The organism is Nocardioides kribbensis, from assembly GCF_015070375.1.
Classification (GTDB): Bacteria; Actinomycetota; Actinomycetes; order Propionibacteriales; family Nocardioidaceae; genus Nocardioides; species Nocardioides kribbensis.
Genome location: NZ_JADCLL010000001.1, coordinates 168,129 through 192,735, shown reverse-complemented (window position 1 = coordinate 192,735; position 24,607 = coordinate 168,129). Strand labels below are relative to the sequence as shown.

General features: G+C 73.2%; 23 protein-coding genes and 1 tRNA gene. 17 read left to right on the top strand and 7 right to left on the bottom strand.

The features are described 5' to 3' along the window. Positions 1-50: 50 nt before the first annotated feature. Positions 51-482 carry a Fur family transcriptional regulator gene (locus IR170_RS00950; RefSeq protein WP_193660872.1) on the bottom strand — a complete coding sequence of 144 codons (432 nt, stop codon included), beginning with the start codon at positions 480-482 and terminating at the stop codon, positions 51-53. A gap of 179 nt (positions 483-661) precedes the next feature. On the opposite strand from IR170_RS00950, the gene IR170_RS00945 reads away from it, so the two are divergent. From IR170_RS00945 to IR170_RS00935, 3 genes are all read left to right on the top strand, one after another. Then, positions 662-1,222 carry a PAS domain-containing protein gene (locus IR170_RS00945; protein WP_193660871.1) on the top strand — a complete coding sequence of 187 codons (561 nt, stop codon included), beginning with the start codon at positions 662-664 and terminating at the stop codon, positions 1,220-1,222. Further along, entirely contained in the window at positions 1,219-2,466 is a 1,248-nt protein-coding gene (locus IR170_RS00940) for a methyl-accepting chemotaxis protein (protein ID WP_193660870.1), read from the top strand. Before IR170_RS00945 ends, IR170_RS00940 begins: the two co-directional genes overlap by 4 nt. 117 nt (positions 2,467-2,583) lie before the next feature. Beyond that, the gene (locus IR170_RS00935; RefSeq protein WP_193660869.1) at positions 2,584-2,994 is read left to right on the top strand and encodes a hypothetical protein; all 411 of its coding nucleotides are present in this window, start codon (positions 2,584-2,586) and stop codon (positions 2,992-2,994) included. Positions 2,995-3,169: 175 nt separating this feature from the next. On the opposite strand, the gene IR170_RS00930 is transcribed toward IR170_RS00935, so the two are convergent. Beyond that, positions 3,170-3,255, bottom strand: a tRNA-Leu gene (locus tag IR170_RS00930). 102 nt (positions 3,256-3,357) lie between these two features. Between IR170_RS00930 and IR170_RS00925 the strand changes: the two genes are divergently transcribed. Continuing rightward, entirely contained in the window at positions 3,358-4,713 is a 1,356-nt protein-coding gene (locus IR170_RS00925; RefSeq protein WP_193660868.1) for a M20/M25/M40 family metallo-hydrolase, read from the top strand. Between the two features lie 24 nt (positions 4,714-4,737). Here the strand turns inward: IR170_RS00925 and IR170_RS00920 are convergent, their stop codons facing one another. Together IR170_RS00920 and IR170_RS00915 are read right to left on the bottom strand one after the other, a co-directional pair. Beyond that, positions 4,738-4,962 carry a DUF5703 family protein gene (locus IR170_RS00920; protein ID WP_193661619.1) on the bottom strand — a complete coding sequence of 75 codons (225 nt, stop codon included), beginning with the start codon at positions 4,960-4,962 and terminating at the stop codon, positions 4,738-4,740. 34 nt (positions 4,963-4,996) lie between these two features. Beyond that, positions 4,997-5,944 carry an aldo/keto reductase gene (locus IR170_RS00915; RefSeq protein ID WP_193660867.1) on the bottom strand — a complete coding sequence of 316 codons (948 nt, stop codon included), beginning with the start codon at positions 5,942-5,944 and terminating at the stop codon, positions 4,997-4,999. A 95-nt stretch (positions 5,945-6,039) separates the two neighbouring features. On the opposite strand from IR170_RS00915, the gene IR170_RS00910 reads away from it, so the two are divergent. Continuing rightward, positions 6,040-6,864: an undecaprenyl-diphosphate phosphatase gene (locus tag IR170_RS00910; protein ID WP_193660866.1), complete on the top strand. Its 825-nt coding sequence runs from the start codon at positions 6,040-6,042 to the stop codon at positions 6,862-6,864. A 28-nt stretch (positions 6,865-6,892) separates the two neighbouring features. On the opposite strand, the gene corA is transcribed toward IR170_RS00910, so the two are convergent. Beyond that, positions 6,893-7,933, bottom strand: coding sequence for a magnesium/cobalt transporter CorA (gene corA, locus IR170_RS00905; RefSeq protein ID WP_227488380.1), 1,041 nt, complete (start codon positions 7,931-7,933; stop codon positions 6,893-6,895). On the opposite strand from corA, the gene IR170_RS00900 reads away from it, so the two are divergent. The 4 genes from IR170_RS00900 (at position 7,932) to mshC (ending at position 11,374) form a co-directional block, all read left to right on the top strand. Then, positions 7,932-8,654, top strand: a complete 723-nt coding sequence (locus tag IR170_RS00900) for a histidine phosphatase family protein (protein WP_056904047.1) — start codon at positions 7,932-7,934, stop codon at positions 8,652-8,654. The two genes, corA and IR170_RS00900, sit on opposite strands and share 2 nt — an antisense overlap. 10 nt (positions 8,655-8,664) lie before the next feature. Continuing rightward, positions 8,665-9,240, top strand: coding sequence for a DUF3090 domain-containing protein (locus IR170_RS00895; RefSeq protein ID WP_193660865.1), 576 nt, complete (start codon positions 8,665-8,667; stop codon positions 9,238-9,240). A gap of 19 nt (positions 9,241-9,259) precedes the next feature. Further along, positions 9,260-10,036, top strand: a complete 777-nt coding sequence (locus IR170_RS00890) for an SCO1664 family protein (RefSeq protein WP_193660864.1) — start codon at positions 9,260-9,262, stop codon at positions 10,034-10,036. 99 nt (positions 10,037-10,135) lie between these two features. Beyond that, positions 10,136-11,374 carry a cysteine--1-D-myo-inosityl 2-amino-2-deoxy-alpha-D-glucopyranoside ligase gene (gene mshC / locus IR170_RS00885; RefSeq protein ID WP_193660863.1) on the top strand — a complete coding sequence of 413 codons (1,239 nt, stop codon included), beginning with the start codon at positions 10,136-10,138 and terminating at the stop codon, positions 11,372-11,374. A 27-nt stretch (positions 11,375-11,401) separates the two neighbouring features. Here the strand turns inward: mshC and IR170_RS00880 are convergent, their stop codons facing one another. Next, the gene (locus tag IR170_RS00880; protein WP_056864408.1) at positions 11,402-12,250 is read right to left on the bottom strand and encodes a PAC2 family protein; all 849 of its coding nucleotides are present in this window, start codon (positions 12,248-12,250) and stop codon (positions 11,402-11,404) included. Positions 12,251-12,419: 169 nt separating this feature from the next. Between IR170_RS00880 and metH the strand changes: the two genes are divergently transcribed. The 5 genes from metH (at position 12,420) to IR170_RS20145 (ending at position 19,486) form a co-directional block, all read left to right on the top strand. Then, positions 12,420-16,163, top strand: coding sequence for a methionine synthase (gene metH / locus IR170_RS00875; protein ID WP_193660862.1), 3,744 nt, complete (start codon positions 12,420-12,422; stop codon positions 16,161-16,163). Continuing rightward, complete coding sequence (locus IR170_RS00870) at positions 16,156-16,878, top strand: HAD family hydrolase (RefSeq protein ID WP_227488379.1); 723 nt, start codon at positions 16,156-16,158, stop codon at positions 16,876-16,878. The genes metH and IR170_RS00870 overlap by 8 nt, the downstream gene beginning before the upstream one ends. Positions 16,879-17,035: 157 nt before the next feature. Beyond that, positions 17,036-17,431, top strand: coding sequence for a hypothetical protein (locus tag IR170_RS00865; RefSeq protein WP_156697888.1), 396 nt, complete (start codon positions 17,036-17,038; stop codon positions 17,429-17,431). Between the two features lie 28 nt (positions 17,432-17,459). After that, on the top strand, positions 17,460-18,764 hold the full coding sequence (locus IR170_RS00860; protein ID WP_193660861.1) for a sensor histidine kinase: 1,305 nt from the start codon (positions 17,460-17,462) through the stop codon (positions 18,762-18,764). Next, positions 18,761-19,486: a response regulator transcription factor gene (locus IR170_RS20145; protein WP_319804842.1), complete on the top strand. Its 726-nt coding sequence runs from the start codon at positions 18,761-18,763 to the stop codon at positions 19,484-19,486. The genes IR170_RS00860 and IR170_RS20145 overlap by 4 nt, the downstream gene beginning before the upstream one ends. Here IR170_RS20145 and IR170_RS00850 read toward each other — a convergent pair. Further along, a complete protein-coding gene (locus tag IR170_RS00850; RefSeq protein ID WP_193660860.1) occupies positions 19,447-20,373 on the bottom strand; it encodes a RecB family exonuclease in 927 nt (308 codons plus the stop codon). The genes IR170_RS20145 and IR170_RS00850 overlap by 40 nt on opposite strands. 76 nt (positions 20,374-20,449) lie before the next feature. Here IR170_RS00850 and IR170_RS00845 point away from each other — a divergent pair, with 76 nt between their 5' ends. The 3 genes from IR170_RS00845 (at position 20,450) to arc (ending at position 24,585) form a co-directional block, all read left to right on the top strand. Further along, on the top strand, positions 20,450-21,616 hold the full coding sequence (locus IR170_RS00845) for a site-2 protease family protein (RefSeq protein WP_193660859.1): 1,167 nt from the start codon (positions 20,450-20,452) through the stop codon (positions 21,614-21,616). 136 nt (positions 21,617-21,752) lie between these two features. Then, positions 21,753-22,664 carry a tRNA (adenine-N1)-methyltransferase gene (locus tag IR170_RS00840; RefSeq protein ID WP_193661524.1) on the top strand — a complete coding sequence of 304 codons (912 nt, stop codon included), beginning with the start codon at positions 21,753-21,755 and terminating at the stop codon, positions 22,662-22,664. A 220-nt stretch (positions 22,665-22,884) separates the two neighbouring features. After that, positions 22,885-24,585 (top strand): proteasome ATPase, encoded by a 1,701-nt coding sequence (arc, locus tag IR170_RS00835; protein ID WP_193660858.1) that lies wholly within the window; start codon positions 22,885-22,887, stop codon positions 24,583-24,585. Positions 24,586-24,607 lie beyond the last annotated feature (22 nt).

The following is a 24,607-nucleotide window of genomic DNA, read 5'->3' as shown; positions in this document are numbered from 1 at the left end:
CGGGAGTGGCGGTCACTGAGGTGATGGCTGGTGGTGGCTGCTGATCGGGGTCAGGCGGGGCGCGCGGCCGCGCACGCGGGGCAGGTGCCCCAGTAGACGACCTCCGCCTCGTCGACCTCGAAGCCGTGGTCGTCGGAGGCGGTGAGGCACGGCGTGTGGCCCACGGCGCAGTCGACGTCGCCGATGGCGCCGCAGCTGCGGCACACGACGTGGTGGTGGTTGTCGCCCACGCGCGCCTCGTAGCGCGCGACCGAGCCCGAGGGCTGGATGCGGCGCACGAGCCCGGCGCCGGTGAGCGCGCGCAGGACGTCGTAGACCGCCTGGTGGGAGACCTCGCCGAGGTCGGCCCGCACCGCGTTGATGAGGGTGTCGGTGTCGGCGTGGGGACGCTGGTGCACCGCGGCCAGGACGGACACCCGCGGCCTGGTGACCCGCAGCTGCGCAGCGCGCAGCCGGTCCTCGACGGTGGGGGAGGTGCTCATGCGCCTACTCTGGCGGCTTTTCTGGATCGAATCAAGATCTGATGGCCGGTCGGCGTGTCCTCGGTCCCGACTCCGCAGGACCTTGGTCCCGACTCCGCGGCGGGTCCTACGCCGGGCGCCCCACCCGCCGATCGGGGCGTCGAGGGCACGCGAGGGCGGCCCGGGAGGAGACACCAGCCATGCGGCAGCAGCGGATCAGGCCCACCGGGGTCGAGCACACCTTCGCCGAGGACCGGATCATCGTGTCGAAGACCGACACCCGGGGTCTGATGACCTACGTCAACCAGCTCTTCGTGGAGATGAGCGGCTACGAGGAGGCCGATCTCGTCGGTCGCCCGCACAACCTCATCCGCCACCCCGACATGCCGCGCGCGGTCTTCCGGCTGCTGTGGGAGCGGGTGGGTGCGGGGGAGGAGATCTTCGCCTACGTCGTCAACCTGCGCGCCGACGGCGGGCACTACTGGGTGCTCGCCCACGTCACCCCCACCGTCGGGCCCGACGGCACCGTGGTCGGCTACCACTCCAACCGCCGCACCGCCTCACGGGGCGCGCTCGACCAGGTCCGCCCCCTCTACGCCGCGCTCGTCGCCGAGGAGGCCCGCCACGCCAGCAGCCCGGAGGCGCTGGCCGCGTCCTCGGCCCTGCTGGACGACCTGCTCGCCCGCCGCGGCACCACCTACGACGAGCTGGTCTGGTCGCTCGACGCCGCTGCGGCCCCGACCGAGGGGGCGGCGGCATGACGCTCCTCGACGACGGTCCTGTCGGGGCCGCGCACCCCGCCGACCCGGCCGAGCCCGCCGACCCGGCAGCCGCCCTGGCCGCCGAGGCGGCGGCGTACCGCTCGGCGCTGCTGGCCCTCACCGCCGTGTGCCGGGCCGCGGCCCGCGGCGACCTGGAGCCCCGGGTCGGCGTGCTCGGCGACGCCCCCGAGCTGCGCGAGGCCCGCTCCGCTCTCAACGACCTGCTCGACCTCACCGACGCCTTCGTGCGCGAGGCCTCGGCGTCGCTGGAGTTCGCCAGCGACGGCCGCTTCTACCGCACGTTCCTGGTGCGGGGGATGGTCGGCTCGTTCCGCGCCGGCGCCGGCACCATCAACGCCGCCACCGCCTCCATGGCCGCCTCCCACGACGAGCTCGCGGCGCAGGACGCACGCCGTCTCGAGCTCGCCGACGCCTTCGAGCGGGCCGTGCTCGGCCTCTCCGACCAGGTCGCCGCCGCGTCGACCGAGATGGAGTCGACCTCGCGCAGCCTGGCCGCGACGGCCGAGGGCACCGCCACCCGGGCGGAGGTCGTCGGCGACCAGGCCGTCACCGCCTCCGACGCCGTCACCATGGCCGCGGCCGCCGTCGAGGAGCTCGCGAGCACCGTCGGGGCCATCGAGGCCCAGACCAGCAGCGCCGACGAGGTCGGCGTCGCGGCCTCGGCGGAGGCCGCCGCCGCCCAGCAGACGGTGGCCGGTCTCGTGAAGGCCTCCCAGGAGATCGGCGACGTGGTGCGCGTGATCAGCGAGGTCGCCGCCCAGACCCGCCTGCTCGCCCTCAACGCCACGATCGAGGCGGCGCGGGCCGGCGAGTCGGGCAAGGGCTTCGCCGTCGTCGCCTCCGAGGTCAAGAACCTCGCCGCCCAGACCTCCGAGGCGACCGTGCGCATCGAGGACCAGGTCGGGGAGATCCGCGCGGCCGCCACCGAGGCCGTCACCGCCATCGAGACGATCTCCGGTGGCGTGCGCGGGATGGGGGAGAGCCTGTCGGTCATCGCCGGCTCCGTGGGCGAGCAGCGGCTGGCCGCCCAGGAGCTGAGCAAGACCACCTCGCGGGCCGCCTCGGCGGTGACCGCGGTGACCGGCGAGGTCGCCACCATCACCGACGACACCCGCACCACGAGCACGGGAGCGGTCGAGATGACCAGCGCCTGCCTGGAGCTCTCACGCCTCGCCACCGACCTGCGCACCCACGTCGCCGACTTCCTGGAGCAGATCCGGTGACGCCGGGGGGACGACGCGGACGGGCGTCGCGATGACGCCGGGCCCCGGTGGGCCGGGTCTCGGCCGCCGCTGCCGTCGATGCGGTCGCGGAGCCCGGGAGGAGGCATCCTCTCCGTCGTGAGCACGCCGCCACCCCGCCGCTACGGCGCGGCCTTCGTCCTCCCGCTGGCAGCACTCGTATGGGCCGCGCAGGTGGGTCACCACGGATCGGCCACCGGCGCGGACCTGCTCGTCGTGGCCGCCGTCAGCGGCGCGACGGGTGCCGCCTGGCAGCTGCTGCACCGCCGCGACCTGGTCGACCGTCTGACGCACTTCGCGGCGGCCTTCACGGTCGTCGCCGTCTGCTTCCTCGGGGTGGTGGCGTGGGACAGCCCGGTGTCGGCCCCCCTCGGCGGAGGGGTCGGACTCGGCGGGGTCCTCACCGGGCTGGTGACCACCGAGCAGTGGCAGCGCGGACGCGACCGACGTCGCGCCCGACGCACGACGCCGCAAGGCCCCCGCCAGCCGCACGGCACCGCGGTCGACTGAGCCCGCAAGACGGGTCCGGTCACGCCGTGGCGTGACACCGGTGCCACAGCATGGTCACCGTCGTCCGCGCGGCGGGCCACCGAAGGGCGGGTCCCGCGCCGCCGGCGGTGCACCGGGGTGCACCCGGCACCCTGGGGAAATGACAGAAGGCCCCGTGGAGCCGGGGCCTTCTGAGTGTCCGAGGGGGGACTTGAACCCCCACGCCCTAATACGGGCACTAGCACCTCAAGCTAGCGCGTCTGCCAATTCCGCCACCCGGACGAGTGCGGTGGAACAGTAACAAAGCGTCGGCCGAAGTCCCGCATCGGGCCCCACCCCCACGAGGGGTCGGCCTCCGGGGCCCTCGGTGACATGCTGGGCGCCATGGGCAACCCCTCCTCCGAGCACCCCGACACGCACCCCGACACGCACCCCGGGACCGAGCACGACCCGGCCGGCGAGGTCGTCGAGATCTGTCGCGACCTGATCCGGATGGACACCTCCAACTACGGCGACGCCGAGGGTCCTGGCGAGCGCAAGGCGGCCGAGCACGTCGCAGCCCTGCTCGACGAGGTCGGCATCTCCTCCCGGCTCTACGAGTCCGAGCCGGGCCGCACCAGCGTGGTGGCCCACTGGGGCGGAGACGGCGCGCGCGACGACGCCCTGCTGCTGCACGGCCACCTCGACGTCGTCCCCGCCGCGGCCGAGGACTGGCAGGTGGACCCCTTCTCCGGGGAGGTCCAGGACGGGTACGTGTGGGGCCGCGGCGCGGTCGACATGAAGGACTTCGACGCCATGCTGCTCAGCGTGGTCAGGGCCCGTGCCCGCGCCGGGCGGGTGCCCTCGCGCCCCGTCGTGCTGTGCTTCACCGCCGACGAGGAGGCCGGGGGCCACAAGGGCGCCGAGGTGCTCGTGCGCGACCACCGCGAGGAGTTCGCCGGCGTCACCGAGGCCGTGGGCGAGGTCGGCGGCTTCAGCACCACGGTGCGGGGCCGGCGGATGTACCTCATCGAGGCCGCCGAGAAGGGCATGGCCTGGATGCGGCTCACCGCCCGCGGCCGGGCCGGGCACGGCTCGATGCTCAACACCGACAACGCCGTCACCCGGCTCAGCGGCGCCGTGGCCCGCATCGGCGCCCACGAGTGGCCGGTGCGGCTCACCCCGACCATGCAGGTGCTCCTCGCCGCCGTCGGCGACCTCGCCGGGGTCGAGGCGACCCCCGAGAACGCGCCGCGGCTGATCGAGGAGTTCGGCGGAGCCGCACGGATGCTCGGCGCGGTCATCAGCAACACCACCAACCCCACCATGCTGGGGGCGGGCTACAAGGTGAACGTCATCCCGACCGAGGCCACCGCCCACGTCGACGGCCGCTTCCTGCCCGGCTTCGAGGACGAGTTCTTCGCCACGCTGGCCGAGCTGACCGGCGAGGGCGTCGAGATCGAGTTCCTGTCGCACCAGCAGCCGTGGGAGACCCCCTACGACGGCGACCTGGTCGACGCGATGACGCGATCCCTGCTCGCCGAGGACCCCGACGCCGTGGTGGCGCCGTACCTGATGAGCGGCGGCACCGACGCCAAGCACTTCCGACGCCTGGGCATGCGCTCCTACGGCTTCGCGCCGTTGCGGCTGCCCGACGACCTCGACTTCACCGCGCTCTTCCACGGCGTCGACGAGCGGGTGCCGGTCGACGCGCTGGAGTTCGGGGCGCGGGTCTTCGACCGCTTCCTCGACGACGTCTAGGCCGCCGGACCGGCCAGGAGGGGCTCAGGCGGTGCGGACGGCCTTGATGATCTTGCGCCGCAGGATGACGCGGCGGGTGCCGTCGGAGCCGATCCGCACTCGGTCGAGCTCCCAGCCGCCGTGCTCGGCCCGCTCGACGAGCAGCTTGGTGACGACGTTGCGCGAGAAGTGACGGTCGAAGGTCACCTTGTCGAACTCCCACTCGACGGGCGACCACGAGGTACGTCGGTGCAGGGGCGCGCGGCTCACGGGGCCTCCTGGTGAGGTGGCGGGCGGTCTGGAGTCAGTCGGCGGAGACGTCGTCGAGAGCATCGGCGATCTCGGACGGGAGCGCGAGACCCTCGATGTCGAGGGCGACCCGCAGCTGTGCCGCCGTACGTGCTCCCACGATAGGCGAAGTGACCCCGGGCCGGTCGCGGACCCACACCAGGGCCACCTGCAGCGGCGACCAGCCGAGGCCGTCGGCGGCGCGGCAGACGGCGCCGACGATGCCGGCGGCCCGCTCGTCGAGGTAGGGGTCCATGTAGGGGGCGTACTCGTCGACCGCGGCGCGCGAGTCGGCCGGGATGCCCGTGCGGTACTTGCCGGTCAGCACGCCGCGCGCCAGGGGCGACCACGGCAGCACACCGAGGCCGAGCGCCTGCGCGGCCGGGAGGACCTCGTCCTCGATCCCACGGTGGAGCAGGGAGTACTCCACCTGGGTCGAGGCCAGCGGCACCCGCCCGGGCACGGCGCGCTGCCACGTGGCGGCCTGCGCGGTCTGCCAGCCGGTGTAGTTGCTCACGCCGACGTAGGACGCGCGTCCGGAGGTCACGGCCAGGTCGAGGGCGTGCAGCGTCTCCTCCAGCGGCGTCCCGTCGTGCCAGGTGTGCACCTGCCACAGGTCGACGTGGTCGACGCCCAGGCGCTCCAGCGAGGCGTCGAGCCCGGCCAGCAAGGCGCCGCGCGAGGTGCTGACCCGCACGCCGCCACGGTGCGCCTCGAGGCCGCCCTTGGTGGCCAGCACCACCTCGTCGCGCCGCACCACGTCGCCCAGCAGCGAGCCGAGCAGCCGCTCGGAGCGGCCCTCGGTGTAGACCGGCGCGGTGTCGACGAGGGTGCCGCCGGCCCCGACGAAGGCGACCAGCTGGTCGCGGGCCTCGTGCTCGTCGGTGTCGCGGCCCCAGGTCATCGTGCCGAGGCCGAGGCGGGAGACCTGCAGGCCGGTCAGACCCAGGGAGCGCTGCTGCATGGCGACAACCTAGCCAGTGGCCGACGCCACGCACGGCGCGCCACGACGGTGGTGGTCGAGAACACCGGCGTCCGACGGGCCTAGAGTCCTCCACCGTGCAGGAACTCCTCCAGGCCATCGTCCTCGGCGTCATCCAGGGACTCACCGAGTTCCTGCCGATCTCCAGCAGCGCCCACCTGCGCATCTTCCCCGAGCTCTTCGGCTGGGGCGACCCGGGCGCGGCGTTCACGGCCGTCATCCAGGTCGGCACGGAGCTCGCGGTGCTCATCTACTTCCGCAAGGACATCTGGCGCATCGCCACCACCTGGCTGCGCTCCCTGGTGCGTCCGGAGTACCGCGGCCACCTCGACGCCCGCATGGGGTGGTTCATCATCGTCGGCTCGCTGCCGATCGTGCTGCTCGGCGTCGCGCTCAAGGACGTCATCGAGCGTGACTTCCGCAGCCTGTGGATCATCGGCACGACGCTGGTGGTGCTCGGTCTCGTGCTGGGCCTTGCCGACAAGCTCGGCCGCACCGACAAGCGCATCGAGCAGATCACCCTGCGCGACGCCGTGCTCATGGGGCTGGCCCAGGCCGCGGCCCTCGTGCCCGGCGTCTCCCGCTCGGGGGCCACGCTCTCGATGGGCCGCCTGCTCGGCTACGACCGCGAGGCCGCCACCCGCTACGCCTTCCTCCTGGCCATCCCCGCGGTCGTCGGCGCCGGGGTCTTCCAGCTCCGCGAGATCCCGGGCGGCGACAACCCCTACGGCTGGACCCCGACCATCGTGGCCACCGTCGTCTCGTTCCTGGTCGGGTACGCCGCCATCGCGTGGCTGCTGCGCTACGTCTCGACCCGGTCCTACACGCCCTTTGTGGTCTACCGCGTGGTGCTGGGCACGGCCGTCCTGGTGCTGGTCGCCACCGGCGTGCTGGCCGCCTGAGCCGGCCGGCCGTCGGCGGGGGCCCGCCTCACAGCCAGCCGGAGCGCTTGAAGAACATCCACAGCAGCCCCGAGGTCAGCGCCATCAGGCCGAGCGCCATCGGGTAGCCCAGGGCCCAGTGCAGCTCGGGCATGTGGTCGAAGTTCATGCCGTAGACCCCGGCGATGAGCGTGGGGGCCGCGACGAGCCCGACGCCGGCGGAGATCTTGCGCATGTCGTCGTTCTGCTGCACCGAGATCTGGGCGGTGTGGGCGTCGAAGGCCGTCGACAGCAGCGCGTCGAGGGTGTCCACCGACTCCGCGGCGCGCACCAGGTGGTCGGAGACGTCGCGGAAGAAGGGGGCGGCGTCGTCGTCGATGCCGTCGACGTCGCCGTAGGCGAAGCGCCGCATCGGCTCGCGCAGCGGCATCACGGCACGCCGCACCTCGGCGATCTCGCGCTTGAGCGTGTAGATCCGGGCGGCGTCGCGGGTGCGCACGTCGGAGAAGACCGACGCCTCGACCTCGTCGACGTCCTCCTGCAGCGAGTCGACGACCGCGATGTAGGCGTCCACGACCCGGTCGGCCACCGCGTAGACCACCGCGGAGGGGCCGTGGGTCAGCACCGACTCCTTCGACTCCAGGTAGCGCCGCGCCGACTGCAGCTCCGATCCCTGCCCGTGGCGGACCGTGACGATGAAGTCGGCGCCGACGAAGAGGCTGATCTCGCCGGTCTCCACGGCGTCGTCCTCGTCGACGTACCAGAGCGTCTTGAGCACCAGGAAGAGGCTGTCGCCGTAGACCTCGAGCTTGGGCCGCTGGTGGGCCTTGACGGCGTCCTCGACGGCCAGCGGGTGCAGCCCGAAGGCGACCGCGACGTCCTCCAGCTCGTGCTCGGCGGGCTGGTGGAGCCCGACCCACACGAAGTCGCCCGGCTGCCGCACCGCGGCACGCATCGCGTGCAGCTCCTGGGGGCCGCAGTCCACCGGCACGCGCGAGCCGTCACGGTAGAGCGCACTGTCCACGATCACCGGCACACGGTAGGCCACGGCGGCCGGGCCGTGGGAGCGGCTGTCTAGGCTCGGCGCCATGGCAACCGTGATCCTCGTCCGCCACGGCCGCACGACGGCCAACGCCTCCGGCGTGCTCGCCGGGCGCACCCCCGGCGTCAAGCTCGACGACACCGGCCGCGCGCAGGCCGAGCGGGCCGGGGAGCGCCTCGCCCCGGTGCGCCTCGCAGCGCTCGTCACCAGCCCGCTCGAGCGCTGCCGCCAGACCGCCAAGGCGCTCCTGGCCGCCCAGGCCGGCGAGGTGCCGACGCTGAGCGAGAAGGGCATCAGCGAGTGCGACTACGGCGAGTGGCAGGGCCGCGCCCTCAAGGACCTCGCCAAGGAGAAGCTGTGGAAGGTCGTGCAGTCGCAGCCCTCGGCGGCCGCCTTCCCCGGCGGTGAGTCCATGGCGACCATGCAGGCCCGCTCCGTGGCCGCCGTGCGGCGCCACGACGCCGCGATCGAGGCCGAGCACGGCCCCGGCGCCGTCTGGGTGGCGGTGAGCCACGGCGACATCATCAAGTCGGTCCTGGCCGACGCCCTGGGCATGCACCTCGACCTCTTCCAGCGCATCAACGTCGACCCCGCGTCGATCTCGATCGTGCGCTACACCGACAGCCGGCCCTACGTGCTCGCCACCAACACCCACGCCGGCGACCTGGGCTGGCTGGTGCCGCCGAAGAAGGCCCGCGGGTCCCGGCGTACGTCGGACGCCGCGGTGGGTGGGGGAGCGGGTCCCGGCGACGTTGCCGGGCAGCCCTAGGGTGGAGCACATGCCTGTCGTCCACGGATTCGACCCGCCCGAGCGGTTCGTCACGGGCACCGTCGGTCCGCCCGGTGCCCGCACGTTCTTCCTCCAGGCCCGCAGCGGCGCCCGCGTCGTCAGCGTGGCACTCGAGAAGCAGCAGGTCGCGGCGCTCGCCGAGCGCATCGACGAGCTGCTCGACGACGTCATGTCGAGCGATCTCAGCGACGCCCTGGTGCCCGCGGTGGCGCCGATCGGCACCGAGGACACCGCGCCGCTGGAGCAGCCGATCGACGAGGAGTTCCGCGCGGGCACGATGACGCTGTCGTGGGACCCCGACGACGAGCGCGTCGTGATCGAGGTCTTCCCCTTCACCGAGGCCGCCGTCGTCAGCCCCGAGCAGGTCGACGAGGACTTCGAGGAGCCCGAGCCCGACGAGGTGCTGCTGGTGCGCCTGCCCGCCGGGCAGGCCCGCGCCTTCGTCAAGCGCAGCGAGCAGGTCCTCGAGGCCGGTCGTCCGAGCTGCCCCTTCTGCGGCAACCCGATGGACCCCGAGGGCCACCTGTGCGTGCGGGCCAACGGGTTCAAGCGGCGCGAGCCCTGACCCGAGGCGTCTGACCACCGTGGAGACCTCCGACCCGCTCGACGTGCTCGAGTCGGCCGAGCTCGTGCTCGAGGGCCGGATCATGCCGGCGTCCAACGCGACCTTCCTCGGCACGGTCGGCAGCACCCGCGTGGTCTACAAGCCGATCGCGGGGGAGAAGCCGCTCTGGGACTTCCCCGGGGCCACGCTGGCCCACCGCGAGGTGGCGGCGTACCTGGTCTCCGAGGCCACCGGGTGGGGCGTCGTGCCCCGCACGTGGCTGCGCGGGGGCCCGCACGGCCCGGGCATGGTGCAGCAGTGGCAGGAGCCCGACGCCGAGCAGGAGGCGGTGACGCTGGTGCCCGAGGGCGAGGTGCCGCCGGGCTACCTCCACGTCTTCGACGGCCTCGACGCCCGCGACCGGCCGATCGCGCTGGTCCACGAGGACACCCCGGCCCTGCGACGCATGGCGGTCTTCGACGTGGTCGTCAACAACGCCGACCGCAAGGGCGGCCACGTGCTGGAGATGGCCGACGGCCACCGCTTCGGCGTCGACCACGGCATCGCCTTCCACCACGAGCACAAGCTGCGCACCGTGCTCTGGGGCTGGGTCGGCGAGCCGCTCACCGACGAGGAGCGCTCCGCGGTCACGGCGGTGCGCGAGGGGCTGGCCGGTGCGCTGGGAGCGTCGCTGGCGCCCCTGCTCACCGACCTCGAGATCGACTGCATCGCGCGCCGCTGCGACCGCCTGCTGCACCGGGGGGCCCTGCCGGCGCCGCGCGGCGAGCACCCGGCGATCCCCTGGCCGCCGTTCTGAGGCTCGCGCCGTCCCGGGGCGCGCGCCCACCGCGCCCGACGTCGTGCCGAACGGCACCGTCCACCAGCGCCGTCGACCCGACTGGCTAGAGTGCGCGGCATGCGTGCCTGGCCTGCCCCGGAGATCCCGACCCTCCCCGTGAAGGGCCCTGCGGTCGCCCTCCACGACACCCCGCGCGGCGAGCTGGTCACCACCACGCCGACCGGCGCGGCCCGTCTCTACGTCTGCGGCATCACGCCCTACGACGCCACGCACATGGGTCACGCCGCCACCTACGTCGCCTACGACCTGCTCAACCGGGCCTGGCGCAGCGCCGGCCACGACGTCACCTACGTGCAGAACGTAACCGACGTCGACGACCCGCTCCTGGAGCGCGCCACCAAGGTGCACGTCGAGTGGACCGCGCTGGCCGAGCGCGAGACCGAGCTCTTCCGCCAGGACATGACCGCCCTGCGCGTCCTGCCCCCGGCCGAGTACGTCGGCGCCGTCGAGTCGATCCCCCTCGTGGTGGCCCTCGTCGAGCGGCTCCAGGCCGCCGGTGCGGTCTACCGGGTCGAGGACGACCTCTACTTCTCGGTCACCGCCGACCCGGCCTTCGGCGAGGAGTCGGGCCTGGACCGCGAGGCCATGCTGCGGATCTTCCCCGAGCGCGGCGGCGACCCCGACCGCCCCGGCAAGCGCGACCCCCTCGACTGCGTCGTGTGGCGCGGGGAGCGGGAGGGCGAGCCGTCGTGGCCCAGCCCCTTCGGCCCCGGCCGCCCGGGCTGGCACGTGGAGTGCACCGCGATCGCCATGGAGCACCTCGGGGGGGCCTTCGACGTGCAGGCCGGCGGCAGCGACCTGGTCTTCCCGCACCACGAGATGTGCGCCGGTCACGCCCAGGTCGCCGAGCCGGGCACGCCCTTCGCCCAGGTCTACTCCCACGCCGGGATGGTGGCCTACGACGGCGAGAAGATGTCGAAGTCGCGCGGCAACCTGGTGTTCGTCTCCGCGCTGCGCAACAGCGACGTCGACCCGATGGCGATCCGCGCGACCCTGCTGCGCCACCACTACCGCAGCGACTGGGAGTGGACCGACGCCGAGCTCTTCGACAACGTCGACCGCCTCGCCGAGTGGCGCAAGGCGATCGCCCTCGGGGCCGGCGCACCGGCCGAGCCGGTCGTCACCGAGGTGCTCGCGGCGCTGGCCGACGACCTCGACGCCCCGCGGGCGCTCGCCGCCGTCGACGCGTGGGTCGACGCCACCCTCGGCACCCACGGCCTGGCCGACACCTCCGACCCCGACGCGGCGCGCAGCGTCCACGTGCTGCTCGACGCCGCGCTCGGCCTGGCCCTCTGAGCCGGCCCCGGCCGGCGGGCGGGGCGGTCAGTCGCCGTCGGTGCGCCGCTTGAGGTAGCGCTCGAACTCCCGCGCGATCGCCTCGCCCGAGGCCTCGGGCAGGTCGGTGGTGTCGCGGGTCTCCTCCAGGGAGCGCACGTAGTCGGCGACGTCCTCGTCGTCCTCGGCCAGCTCGTCGACCCCGCGCTCCCAGGCGCGGGCGTCCTCGGGCAGCTCGCCGAGGGGGATCGAGACCTCGAGCAGGTCCTCCAGCTGGCCGATGAGCGCCAGCGTCGCCTTGGGGCAGGGCGGCTGCGCGACGTAGTGGGGCACGGCCGCCCAGTAGGAGACCGCCGGCATGTCCACCCGCACGCAGGCGTCCTGGAAGACGCCGACGATGCCGGTGGGGCCCTCGTAGGTGGACTGCTCGAGCTTGAGGCGGTCGACCAGCTCGGGCTCGGTCGCGGTGCCGGTCACGGGGATCGGGCGGGTGTGGGGGGTGTCGGCGAGCAGGGCGCCGAGGGTCACCACCAGGTTGCCGCCCAGCTCGTCGCAGGCCGCCAGCAGCTCGGCGCAGAACTGGCGCCAGCGCATGTTGGGCTCGATGCCGCGGATGAGGATGACGTCGCGGTCGAGGTCGGGCGGGGAGGCCACGGCGATCTGGGTGGTGGGCCAGGTCAGGCGACGGTGGCCGTGCTCGTCGACCCCGACCAGCGGGCGGTTGACCTGGAAGTCGTAGAAGTCCTCGGGGTCGACCGCCCCGACGATGCGGGCGCCCCACACCCGGATCAGGTGGTCCACGACCGAGGAGGCGGCGTCGGCGGCGTCGTTCCATCCCTCGAAGGCAGCGATGACGATGGGGTCCACCAGCTCGGAGCCGTCCTGGATCTCGATCATCGAGCCAGCCTAGGAGACGGGTGAGGATTTCGTCCGGTCCGCGGACCGGTGTCACGATCTGGGAATCCTGTCCGGCCCTCGGACGCTGTTCCTACGCTGGCCAGACCGCCCGCGCACGCCCGGCCACCGTCGTCCGGGTCGAGCGCGGCGCCCCCCGAGAGGAGCTGCGTTGCCCGAGCCCGAGGACACCTCCGTCGACTGGCGTCCCGACGCCACCGAGGCGCTCACCCGCGCCCTGCAGGAGCGGATCCTGGTGCTCGACGGCGCGATGGGCACCGCGATCCAGCGCGACCGGCCCGACGAGGCCGGCTACCGCGGCGAGCGCTTCGCCGACTGGCCCAGCGACCTGGTCGGCAACAACGACCTGCTCACGCTGACGCAGCCCGACATCATCGCGGGCATCCACCGGGAGTACCTCGAGGCCGGCGCCGACCTGCTCGAGACCAACACCTTCAACGCCAACGCCGTCTCGCTCTCGGACTACGGCATGGCCGAGCTGGCCCGCGAGCTCAACCTCGAGGCCGCGCGGCTGGCCCGCCGCGTCGCCGACGAGGTGGCCACCCCGGAGCGGCCGCGCTACGTCGCGGGTGCGCTCGGTCCCACCACCCGCACCGCCTCCATCTCCCCGGACGTCAACGACCCGGGCGCGCGCAACGTCTCCTACGACCAGCTCGTCGAGGCCTACCTCGAGGCCGCCCGCGGCCTCGTCGACGGCGGGGCCGACCTGCTGATGGTCGAGACCATCTTCGACACCCTCAACGCCAAGGCCGCGATCTTCGCCCTCGAGACCCTCTTCGAGCAGACCGGGCGCCGCTGGCCGGTCATCATCTCCGGCACGATCACCGACGCCTCGGGGCGCACGCTGTCGGGCCAGGTCACCGAGGCCTTCTGGGACTCCGTGCGCCACGCCCGACCGATCGCGGTCGGCCTCAACTGCGCCCTCGGGGCCAGCGAGATGCGCCCCTACGTCGCCGAGATCTCGCGCATCGCCGACACCTTCGTGTCCTGCTACCCCAACGCCGGGCTGCCCAACGCCTTCGGCGAGTACGACGAGACCCCGGAGCAGACGGCCGCGGTCGTGGGGGAGTTCGCGGAGGCCGGCTTCGTCAACATCGTCGGCGGCTGCTGCGGCACCACCCCGGCCCACATCGCGGCCATCGCAGGCGCCGTCGAGGGACGCACCCGCCGCGAGGTGCCGTCGGTGGCCCCCGCGCTGCGCCTCTCGGGCCTCGAGCCCTTCACCGTCGACTCCTCCAGCCTCTTCGTCAACATCGGCGAGCGCACCAACATCACCGGCTCGGCCCGCTTCCGCAACCTCATCAAGGCCGGCGACTACGACGCGGCCCTGTCGGTCGCCGCGCAGCAGGTCGAGAACGGCGCGCAGGTCATCGACGTCAACATGGACGAGGGCATGATCGACGGCGTCGCGGCCATGGACCGCTTCACCAAGCTCATCGCCAGCGAGCCCGACATCAGCCGGGTGCCGGTGATGGTGGACTCCTCGAAGTTCGAGGTCATCGAGGCCGGCCTGAAGAACGTCCAGGGCAAGGCCATCGTGAACTCGATCTCGATGAAGGAGGGCGAGGACGCCTTCCGCGCCCAGGCCCGCCTGTGCCGCAAGTACGGCGCCGCCGCGGTGGTCATGGCCTTCGACGAGGACGGCCAGGCCGACAACCTGGAGCGCCGCAAGGCCATCTGCGAGCGCGCCTACCGGATCCTGGTCGACGAGGTCGACTTCCCGCCCGAGGACATCATCTTCGACCCCAACGTCTTCGCGGTGGCCACCGGCATCGAGGAGCACGCGTCCTACGGGCTGGACTTCATCGAGGCCACCCGCTGGATCAAGCAGAACCTCCCCGGGGCGAAGGTCTCGGGCGGCATCTCCAACGTCAGCTTCTCCTTCCGCGGCAACAACCCGGTGCGCGAGGCGATCCACGCCGTCTTCCTCTTCCACGCCATCGAGGCCGGTCTCGACATGGGCATCGTCAACGCCGGCGCCCTGGTGGTCTACGACGAGGTCGAGCCCGAGCTGCGCGAGCGCATCGAGGACGTCGTGCTCGACCGGCGCCCCGACGCCGCCGAGCGCCTGCTGGAGATCGCCGAGGAGCACAACCGCGCCGGCGAGGCCGTCGAGGCCGTCACCGAGGCCTGGCGCGAGCTCCCGGTGGGGGAGCGCATCACGCACGCCCTGGTCAAGGGGCTCGACGCCCACGTGGAGTCCGACACCGAGGAGCTGCGCCGGGAGATCGCGGCGCGCGGCGGTCGACCGATCGAGGTCATCGAGGGCCCGCTGATGTCGGGCATGGACGTCGTCGGCGACCTCTTCGGCGCGGGCAAGATGTTCCTGCCGCAGGTGGTGAAGTCGGCGCGCGTGATGAAGAAGGCCGTGGCCTACCTCATCCCGTTCATCGAGCAGGAGAAGCTCGACAACCCGGCGCTGGCCACCGCCAAGGAGACCAACGGCACGATCGTCATGGCCACGGTCAAGGGCGACGTGCACGACATCGGCAAGAACATCGTCGGTGTGGTGCTGCAGTGCAACAACTACGAGGTCATCGACCTCGGCGTCATGGTGCCGGCGCAGAAGATCCTCGACACCGCCCAGGAGGTCGGCGCCGACATCATCGGGCTGTCGGGCCTCATCACGCCCTCGCTGGACGAGATGGTCAACCTGGCCACCGAGATGCAGCGCCAGGGCCTGACCATCCCGCTGCTCATCGGCGGGGCCACCACCTCGCGCGCCCACACCGCGGTCAAGGTCGACCCCCGCTACGACGGACCGGTCGTGTGGGTCAAGGACGCCTCGCGCTCGGTGCCCACCGCGGCGGCGCTGCTGCACGAGACGCGCCGCGAGGCCCTGCTGGCCGACGTCAAGGCCGACTACGACTCCCTGCGCACCCGTCACGCCGGCAAGAGCGAGCGTCGCCTGCTGCCCTACGACCGGGCCCGCGCCGACGCCACCCCCGTGGACTGGAGCGGCTACGACGCCCCGGCGCCGCGCCGCCCCGGCGTCCACGTGCTCGAGGACTACGACATCGCCGAGCTGCGCGAGTACATCGACTGGCAGCCCTTCTTCAACGCCTGGGAGATGAAGGGGCGCTTCCCCGACATCCTCAACAACCCCGCCTCGGGGGAGACCGCGCGCAAGCTCTACGACGACGCACAGGAGATGCTCGACCGCATCGTGGCCGAGAAGTGGCTCACCGCGCGCGGGGTCTACGGGCTGCTGCCGGCCAACGGCGACGGTGACGACACCGTCGTGTGGGCCGACGAGGAGCGCACCGAGGTGCGCACGGTGCTCCACCACCTGCGCCAGCAGGGCGAGCACCGCGAGGGCGTGCCCCACCGCTCGCTGGCCGACTACGTCGCCCCCCGCGAGACGGGCATCGCCGACCACGTCGGCGGCTTCGCGGTCACCGCCGGCATCGGCCTGCCCGAGCGCGTCGAGGCCTACAAGGCCGAGCACGACGACTACAGCGCGATCCTGCTGGAGTCGCTGGCCGACCGCCTCGCCGAGGCCTTCGCCGAGCGTCTGCACCAGCGGGTGCGCACGGAGTTCTGGGGCCACGTGCCCGAGGAGCAGCTGAGCAACGAGGACCTCATCGCCGAGAAGTACTCCGGCATCCGCCCCGCGCCGGGCTACCCGGCCTGCCCCGACCACACCGAGAAGCTGACCCTGTGGGACCTCCTCGACGTCGAGAAGACCACCGGGATCACCCTCACCGAGTCGATGGCGATGTGGCCCGGTGCGTCGGTGTCGGGCTGGTACTTCAGCCACCCGCAGTCGCAGTACTTCGTCGTGGGTCGCCTCGGTCGCGACCAGGTCGAGGACTACGCCGCGCGCAAGGGCTGGTCGCTCGCGGAGGCGGAGCGGTGGCTCTCGCCGAGCCTGGGCTACGACCCCGATGACTGAGGCCGACCTCGTGCGCTCCGCCGGACGGGGCCGCGGCGGAGCCCTGCCCGCGGCGGTCCTGTGGGACATGGACGGCACGCTCGTCGACACCGAGCCCTACTGGATCGCCACGGAGCACGCGCTGGCCGCGGAGCACGGTGCGACGTGGACCCACGAGGACGCGATGCGGCTGGTCGGCAACGACCTGCTCGACTCGGCGGTCTACATCCGCGAGCGCATGGGCCTCGACCTCACCCCCCGCGCCATCGTCGAGCGCCTGCTCGACGGTGTCGTCGAGCAGGTGCGCGTCGACGTGCCGTGGCGGCCGGGCGCCCGCGAGCTCCTCTCCGCGACACGCGCGGCGGGGCTCCCGACGGCGCTGGTGACGATGTCGTGGACCCGCTTCGTCGAGCCGGTCGTCGATGCGCTCCCGGAGGCCAGCTTCGACGTCGTCGTGACCGGCGACCAGGTCGAGCGGGGCAAGCCCCACCCCGACCCCTACCTGCTCGCGGCCGAGCGGCTGGGGCTCGATCCCGCGCACTGCCTGGCCGTCGAGGACTCCGCCACCGGCGCCGCCTCGGCCGCCGCGGCCGGGTGCTCGGTGCTCGTGGTGCCGCACCACGTGGCGGTGCCGCCCGGGCCGCGCCGGGTCTTCCGCGACAGCCTGCACGGGCTCGGGGTCGACGACCTCGCCGCCACCCACGCCGCAGCCGGGGCGGAGCGGCGTGCCCGCTGAAGCCGCTGGCACCGACCGGCGGCCGACCGGGTCGACCCGTCCGGGTCGTACCGGGGTCCTAGTACCAGAGGACAGTGGCGCTGCCCCCCTCGCGTCGGTCAGATTTACCTCACCTCGGGGACGCCACTCGACTCCGCGGAAGCGGAGGAGAGCAGCGGTGCCGGCCCGGATCAGTCTCGTCGTCACGTCCTTATGCATGGTGGGCGCAGCGGCCCTCGCCACCGCACCTGGTGCGGCGGCGGGTGACGGCGAGACTGATCGGGGAGGCTGCCGCGGTGACAGCACGTCGAGCTACAAGCTCCGTGTCAGCGCCGACGGCAACGGGCGCCTCACCGTCGTCGGCAGCGTCTTCTCCGAGGACGACGACGTCTGGGAGTGGCGCATGCGTCACAACGACGACTTCTCGGCCAAGGGCGAGGTGCGCGCCAAGGACGCCGACCGGTCCTTCCGCATCTCGCGGTCGATGATCGACCTCGGGGGTGCCGACGACATCGAGTTCCGGGCTGAGAACACGGCGAACGGCGTGATCTGCAAGGGTGAGGTCATCTTCTGACCGAGCCCGCTGTCACGATCTGAGGACCATGAGGCTGCTGCGCCACCCCGTCGTCGGGTTCCTCCTCGTCAGCGGCGCCCTCCTGGTCGTCATCGCGGTCGTCGCGGGACGCCTCGCGGACCGCGCCGCCGAGGAAGGCGCGTTGGCCGAGCGCCGGGCGACCAACCGCCTCGTCACGACCGCCCTGGTGGAGCCCTACCTCAAGGAGCGTCTGTTCCCCGGCAGCAGCAAGTCGCTCCCCGGCACCCTCGACCGCTTCGACCGGGAGATGCGGCAGCTGGTGACCAACAGCCCGGCGCGGATCGAGGCGCTGACGGTGCGCGCCGCCGACGGCACGGTCGTCTACGCCCCCGACCTCAGCCTGATCGGACAGGTCTACCCCCTCACCGCCGCCGAGGAGGCGGCACTGCTCGACGGAGGCACGGGATCGGCGCCGGCGGGGGATCGGGCCCCCCTGGTGCCCGCCGGACCCGACGGCTCCCCGGAGGACCTGGTCCAGGTCTTCACCGGGAGCCAGACGCCGCAGGGACGGCAGGTGCTCGTCGAGGCGTTCTACGACGTGCAGGACATCGAGTCGCGGCGCGCGGAGATCTACAACGCCTACCGCTGGATCACCGTGGGCCCCTTCCTCCTGCTCGTGGTGATCGTCACCTGCCTGCTGACCCTCCTCACCCGCCAGCTCCGCACGGCGTCCCGCGACCGGGAGCGGTTGCTGCGCTCGGCGATCAGCGCCTCCGATGCGGAGCGGCGCCGCATCGCACGCGACCTGCACGACGGCGTGGTGCAGGACCTCGCCGGCACCGCCTTCTCCCTGTCGGCGCTGAGCCGTGACCCGGCGACACCCACCCGGGCCCGCGACCTCCTGGAGGACACCGGTGTGGCGCTGCGCGACAGCCTCAAGGCGCTGCGCTCGCTGCTGGCGGAGATCCACCCGCCCGACCTGCACGCGCGCGGGCTGGCCGCCGCGCTGTCCGACCTCGTGGCTCCCGCCGAGGCCGCGGGCATCGAGGCCACCGTGGCCGTGCACGACGACGTGGCCCACGCGCCCGACGCGGAGGTGGCGCTGGTCTGGCGCGTGGCGCAGGAGGCCGTGCGCAACGCCATCCGGCACTCCGCCGCCGGGAGGCTCTCGGTGGAGGTCGGCGCCGCGCCCTCCGGGCTGGTGCTCGAGGTGGCCGACGACGGCGTCGGGTTCGACCCCGAGGCGGTCCGCGACCGCAGCAGCTACGGCCTGCGCGGCCTGCAGAGCCTCGTCGAGGACACCGGCGGCTCCCTGGTGGTCGACAGCGCGCCCGGCGAGGGCACCCGCGTCCTGCTGAGGGTCGAGCGGTGAGCGACCACGTGCCCGCGGTGCCCGTCGTGCGGGTCGTGCTCGTCGACGACCACGCCGTGGTGCGGCACGGTCTCTCGCAGCTGCTCTCGGCGAGCGCCGGGGTCGAGGTGGTCGGGTCGGCCGCCGACGGCGCCGAGGCCGTCGACCTCGCACGACGGCTGCGACCCGACGTCGTGGTGATGGACCTGCAGATGCCGGGGGTCGACGGCGTGCAGGCGACCCGCGCGGTCGTCGCCGAGGGGCTGGCCGAGGTGCTGGTGCTGACGTCGTTCTCCGACTCCGAGCGCATCGTCGCGGCCCTCGACGCGGGTGCGGTCGGCTACCTGCTCAAGGACGCCGACCCCGACGTGCTCGTGGCCGGGGTCCACGCGGTCAGCCGCGGGGAGTCCCCCCTCGACCCCCGCGCCGCGCGCCAGCTCCTCGGCTCCCGGCAGCCGTCCGGGGGCCGCCTGCCCGGGACGGGTGGTCCCGGCGTGCCACCGCCCGGGGGCCGCGCGAGCACCCCGGCGGGGCTGACCCGCCGCGAGCTGGAGGTGCTGGGACTCGTCCGCGCCGGTCTGGCCAACAAGCAGATCGCCCGCCGCCTGGGCATCACCGACCGCACCGTCAAGGCCCACCTGACCCGGGTCTACGCCGCGATCGGCGTCGTCGACCGCACGCAGGCCGCGCTGTGGGCCGAGCGTCAGGGCGTGGAGGTGCCGGGGGCGTCCTCGGACACCTGAGCCGACACGGCGTCGGAGGGCTCCACGACCGGCAGCGGCGGGGGAGTGCCCCCGAAGGCCGGGCAGAGGGCCTGGTGGGCGCACCACGAGCACAGCCGTCCGGGGCTGGGCAGCCACTCCCCGCTCTCGCGGGCGCTGCGGATCGCGGCCCAGATGGCCTCCACCTTGCGCTCGGTGGCGACCAGGTCGGCCTCGTCGGGCTCGCAGCGGACGATCTCGCCGTTGCCCAGGTAGACCAGCTGCAGGACCTTCGGCACGACCCCCCGCGTGCGCCACAGCACCAGGGCGTAGAACCGCATCTGGAAGAGCGCACGGGCCTCGAAGCCCTCGCCCGGGGAGCGTCCGGTCTTGTAGTCGACCACGCGCAGCGCGCCGTCGGGCGCCACGTCGAGCCGGTCCACGAAGCCCCGCAGCAGCAGCCGCGACTCCAGGACGGTCTCGACGTAGACCTCGCGCTCCGCCGGCTCGAGCCGCGTGGGGTCCTCGAGGGTGAACCACCGGTCCAGCACCACGCGGCACGACGCCAGCCAGGCCGCGGCCTGCGGCCCCTCGCGGTCCTCGAAGAGCTCGGCGAGGCCCGGCTCGGCCTCGACCAGCGCCTCCCACGTCGGGTCGACCATCGTGCGCGCGCGGTCGGGGGTGCGCTCGGCGGCCGGCAGGTCGAAGAGGTCCTCCAGCACCTTGTGCACCAGCGTGCCGCGCACGGCGTCGACGCTGGGCGGCTCGGGCAGGCGGTCGATGGTGCGGAAGCGGTAGAGCAGGGGGCAGGTGGTGAAGTCGCCGGCCCGGCTGGGCGAGAGCGCGCCCACGACCTCGACGCCGTCGACCGGTGTCGAGAGCCGCTCGGCGGGGGAGGCGGCGACGGTCGGGACGGTGGGGCTGGCCATGCCGGGCAGCCTAGGGCCGACCGCCGACGTCCCCGCGCCCGTGAGCGGGCCACCGCGGGTCCGATAGCCTCGCAGCGTGTCCCCGACCGGCCCGCAGGGCGACCCGCCGACCCCCGAGCGAGGCCGCGCGCGCCCCGCGGGCACGTTCAAGGTCGGCACCATCGCCGGCAGCGACGTCCTCGTCTCCTCCTCGTGGTTCCTGGTCGCGGCGCTGATCTCGGTCATCCTCGCCCCGCAGGTGGAGGCGGCCCGGGGAGGGCTGGGAGCGCTGAAGTACGTCGTGGGCGTCGTCCTCGCCGTGGTGCTCTACGGCTCGGTGCTGCTGCACGAGGCCTCCCACGCCGTCGTCGCCCGCCGCTACGGCTTCCGGGTCACCGCGATCACGCTGCACTTCCTCGGCGGCGCCACCACGATCGACGCCGAGTCGCGCACCCCGCGCCAGGAGTTCTGGATCGCCGTCGTCGGCCCCCTCACCTCCCTGGCCGTCGGCGCGGTGGCGGGTGGGCTGTGGTGGATCACCCCCGACGGCCTGCTGCGCCTGGGGATCGGCATCCTGGCCGCCTCCAACCTGCTGGTCGGCGTGCTCAACCTCGTGCCCGGCCTCCCGCTCGACGGGGGGCGGGTGCTCAAGGCGGCGGTGTGGGGCGCCACCGGCGACCAGCACCGCGGCAGCATCGTCGCGGGCTGGGGCGGCCGGGTGACCGCGGTGGCCGTGCTGTTCTGGCCGGCCGCGCAGCAGGCGCTCACCGGTGTGGCCCCCGACCTGCTCGACTACGTGCTGGCCTTCGTGGTCGCCACCTTCCTGTGGGCCGGGTCGAGCGCGGCCATGACGCACGCCCGGCTGCGCCGACGCCTGCCGGCGCTCGTCGCCCGCGACCTGGCCCGGCGCACCCTGGCGGTGCCGAGCGACCTGCCGCTGGCCGAGGCGGTCCGCCGCGCCCAGGAGGCCGCGGCCGGGAGCATCGTCACCGTCGCCCCTGACGGTCGCCCGGTGGGCGTCGTCAACGAGGCCGCCCTCCTCGCCACGCCGGAGGAGCGTCGCCCCTGGGTGGCCACCTCCACCGTCAGCCGGGCCCTCGCGCCCGGGCTGACCCTCCCGGTCGGTCTGAGCGGGGAGGGGCTGCTGCGCGCGATGGGCAGCGAGCCGGCCAGCGAGTACGTCCTGGTCTCCGACGACGGCTCGGTCTTCGGGGTGCTCTCCTCCGCCGACCTCGAGGCGGCATTCCGCGCCACTGCGGGCTGAGCGCGCCCGATGGCCTAGGGTTCCGGCCGTGCCCGACCAGCCTGAGCAGCCCGTGCCGACCGAGCCCGCCGAGCCCGCCGACGCTGCGGGCGAGCCGGCCCGCGATCCCGACGTACCGCCGGAGGCGTGGTCGGGTGTGCACCGCGGCCCGCTGCGCGCGGGGGAGTGGGTGCGCCTGACCGACACCAAGGGCCGCCGGCACAACTTCGAGCTGGTGCCGGGCAAGCGCTTCTTCTCCAACCGCGGCCACCTCGAGCACGACGACCTCATCGGGCGCGAGGAGGGCTTCACCCTCGCCTCGTCGGCGGGCGGGGAGTACCTCGTCTTCCGCCCGCTGCTCTCGGAGTTCGTCGTCTCCATGCCCCGCGGCGCGGCCGTCGTCTACCCCAAGGACGCCGCCCAGATCGTGGCCCTGGCCGACATCTTCCCGGGCGCGCGCGTGGTCGAGGCCGGGGTCGGCTCCGGCGCGCTGACCTGCTCGCTGCTGCGCGCGGTCGGTCCCTTCGGCCGGGTGACCTCCTACGAGCGCCGCGAGGAGTTCGCCGAGGTCGCCCAGCGCAACGTCCACCAGTTCTTCGGTGCACCCGAGGGCAGCAGCCACCCCGCGTGGCAGCTGCGCCTGGGCAACCTGGCCGAGGCGCTGCCGGCCTCCGGGGAGCGCTGCGACCGCATCATCCTCGACATGCTCGCCCCCTGGGAGTGTCTCGACGCCGCCGCCGACGCGCTCGTGCCCGGCGGCATCGTCTGCGCCTACGTCGCCACGACGACCCAGCTCTCCCGCTTCGTCGAGACCGTCCGGGCCCACGGCGGCTTCACCGAGCCCCAGCCGTGGGAGTCGCTCGTGCGCGACTGGCACGTCGAGGGCCTGGCGGTGCGCCCGGGCCACAAGATGATCGGCCACACCGCGTTCCTGGTGACCGCGCGCCGGATGGCCCCGGGGGAGCGCCCGCCGCGCAAGACCCGTCGTCCCGCCCCCGGCGCCTACGGCCCCGACTACTCCGGCCCCCGCCCGCCCGACGTGCCGGTCGAGGAGCCCGCCTCCGACTGAGCGCGCCCGGGTCGTCCCCACCCGCCCGGGTGGCACGGCGGTGCCGGTGGCGCGGCGGTGTCGGGGGCGCGACCAAAACGTGACCGACACCGTGGGATCCGCCCTTCCCTGACGTCGTCGCGCGGGTAGTGTCGCCAGCACAGGAGGTGCGCTGATGACGTCGGAGAACCCGTCAGGATCGAGTCGGTACGGCACGGGGGGCGCGAGCCCCGAGGAGCTCATGACCCAGGTCCGCTTCCTGGAGCAGGAGGTGGGCGACCTGCGTCGTCGTCTCTCCGAGGCTCCGGGGAGCCCGCGCGGCCTCGAGCTGCGCCTCGCCGACACCCAGCGGTCGCTGGCCGCGGTGACCTCGCAGAACGAACGCCTCGCGCAGACGCTGCGGGAGGCCCGCGACCAGATCCTCAAGCTCAAGGAGGAGGTCGACCGCCTGGCCCAGCCGCCGGCCGGCTTCGGCACGTTCCTGGCGCGCAACGACGACGACTCCGTCGACGTGTTCACCGGCGGGCGCAAGCTGCGGGTGACGGTGAGCCCGGGCGTCGACCTCGACGACCTGCGCCGCGGCCAGGAGGTCATGCTCAACGAGGCCCTCAACGTCGTGGCCGCCCTGGAGTTCGAGCAGGTCGGCGAGGTCGTGATGTTCAAGGAGCTGCTCGCCGACGGCGAGCGGGCCCTGGTCATCGCCAACGCCGACGAGGAGCGCGTCGTGCGCCTCGCCGAGCCCCTGCGCCAGGAGACCATCCGCGCGGGCGACTCCCTGCTGCTGGACTCGCGGGCGGGCTACGTCTACGAGAAGGTCCCGAAGTCGGAGGTCGAGGAGCTGGTCCTCGAGGAGGTCCCCGACATCGCCTACGAGTCGATCGGCGGCCTCGGCGGCCAGATCGAGATGATCCAGGACGCCGTCGAGCTGCCCTACCTCCACCCCGAGCTGTTCAAGGAGCACGAGCTCAAGCCGCCCAAGGGCGTGCTGCTCTACGGCCCGCCCGGCTGCGGCAAGACCCTCATCGCCAAGGCCGTCGCCAACAGCCTGGCCAAGAAGGTCGCGGCCAGGACGGGACAGGAGGGCAAGTCGTACTTCCTCAACATCAAGGGCCCCGAGCTGCTCAACAAGTACGTCGGCGAGACCGAGCGCCACATCCGGCTGGTCTTCCAGCGCGCCCGGGAGAAGGCCAGCACCGGCACCCCGGTGATCGTGTTCTTCGACGAGATGGACTCCCTCTTCCGCACCCGCGGCTCCGGGGTCTCCTCCGACGTCGAGAACACCATCGTCCCGCAGCTGCTCAGCGAGATCGACGGCGTCGAGCTGCTCGAGAACGTGCTGGTCATCGGGGCCTCCAACCGCGAGGACATGATCGACCCCGCGATCCTGCGCCCGGGTCGGCTCGACGTGAAGATCAAGATCGAGCGCCCTGACGCCGAGTCGGCGCGCGACATCTTCAGCAAGTACCTCAAGACCTCGCTGCCGCTGCACGCCGACGACCTCGCCGAGTTCGGCGGCGACCGCGACGCGTGCGTGGCCGGCATGATCCGGGCCACCGTCGAGCGGATGTACACCGAGACCGAGGAGAACCGCTTCCTCGAGGTGACCTACGCCAACGGCGACAAGGAGGTCCTCTACTTCAAGGACTTCAACTCCGGGGCGATGATCCAGAACATCGTCGACCGTGCCAAGAAGATGGCCATCAAGGACCTGCTCGACCACGACCAGCGCGGCCTGCGGGTCTCGCACATGCTTCAGGCGTGCGTCGACGAGTTCAAGGAGAACGAGGACCTGCCCAACACCACCAACCCCGACGACTGGGCGCGGATCTCGGGCAAGAAGGGCGAGCGGATCGTCTTCATCCGCACGCTCATCACCGGCAAGCAGGGCACCGAGCCGGGGCGCTCCATCGACACCGTCGCCAACACCGGCCAGTACCTCTAGGCCGCAGCCGGCTCCGCGGCCG